We start from the raw sequence: 1,693 nt of genomic DNA on the forward strand, positions 1-1,693 counted from the left end.
TTCCTGAGCCGCATCGGCTACCTGGTCGAGCCGCCGCAGAACGTGCAGGCCACGACCACGAACGTCGACGCCGAACTCGCGACCCAGGCCGGCGCCCAGTTGGTGGTGCCCATCCTGAACGCGCGCTACGCGCTCAACGCCGCCAACGCGCGCTGGGGCTCGCTGTACGACGCGCTCTACGGCACCGACGTGATCAGCGAAGCCGATGGCGCCGAAAAAGGCAAGGGCTACAACCCCGTGCGCGGCGCGAAAGTCATCGCCTTCGCGCGCAATGTGCTCGACCAGTCGGCACCGCTGGTCACGGGCTCGCACCAGCAGGCCACGCTGTACGCGGTGGTCGACGGCAAGCTGGCGGTCAGCCTCGCCGGTGGCCAGATCACCGGCCTCAAGAACCCGGAAAAATTCGTTGGCTATCAAGGTAGCGCAGAGGCGCCCTCCTCGGTTCTGCTCAAGAACAATGGCTCGCACCTCGACATCCGCATCGACCGCGGCACGCCCATCGGCAAGACCGATGCGGCCGGCGTCAGCGATGTGGTGCTCGAATCGGCGCTGTCGACCATCCTCGACCTCGAGGACTCGATCGCCGCTGTCGATGCGCAAGACAAGGTGCTGGGCTACAGCAACTGGCTGGGCATCCTCAAGGGCACGCTGACCGAATCCTTCGAGAAGGGCGGCAAGACCGTGACCCGCGGCCTGAACCCCGACCGCGAATACACCGACGCCGACGGCCAGCCGCTCAAGCTCCACGGCCGCTCGCTGATGTTCGTGCGCAACGTGGGCCACCTGATGACCAACCCCGCCATCCTCTGGGGTGCCGAAGGCAAGGAAATCCCCGAAGGCATCCTCGACGCCATGGTGACCACGGCCATCGCGCTGCACGACCTCAAGGGCCTGGGCGCAAAGGGCATCCGCAACAGCCGTAAAGGCTCGGTCTACATCGTCAAGCCCAAGATGCACGGCCCGGCCGAAGCCGCGTTTGCCGATGAACTGTTCGGCCGCGTCGAGCAGGTGCTGGGCCTGGCCGCGAACACCGTCAAGCTGGGCATCATGGACGAGGAGCGCCGCACCAGCGTCAACCTCAAGGCCTGCATCGCCGCCGCCGCCGCGCGCGTGGCGTTCATCAACACCGGCTTCCTGGACCGCACGGGCGACGAAATGCACAGCGCGATGCACGCCGGCCCCATGGTCCGCAAGGCCGACATGAAGACCAGCGCCTGGCTGCCGGCCTATGAACGCAGCAATGTGCTGATCGGCCTGGGCCTGGGCCTGCGCGGCCGCGCACAGATCGGCAAGGGCATGTGGGCCATGCCCGACCTGATGGCCGACATGCTGCAGCAGAAGATCGCCCACCCCAAGGCCGGTGCCAACACCGCCTGGGTGCCTTCGCCCACGGCCGCCACGCTGCATGCGCTGCACTACCAGCAGGTCAACGTCGCCGAAATCCAGGCCGAACTCGAAAAGACCGATGCCGACGCCGCACGCGACGACCTGCTCGCCGGCCTGCTGCAGGTGCCCGTGGTCAAGGAAGCCAAGTGGTCCGACGCCGAACGCCAGCAGGAGCTGGACAACAACGTGCAAGGCATCCTGGGCTATGTGGTGCGCTGGGTCGACCAGGGCGTGGGCTGCTCCAAGGTGCTCGACATCCACAATGTCGGCCTGATGGAAGACCGCGCGACGCTGCGCATCTCCAGCC

Annotated in this window: 1 protein-coding gene; it reads left to right on the forward strand. The window is 66.8% G+C overall.

The genetic code is table 11. The annotated features are described in order from the left end of the window. Positions 1–1,693, forward strand: a 1,693-nt coding sequence (locus tag D3H34_RS32340; protein ID WP_119558833.1) for a malate synthase G, incomplete at both ends; no start/stop codon positions are given.

Source organism: Acidovorax cavernicola (genome assembly GCF_003581445.1).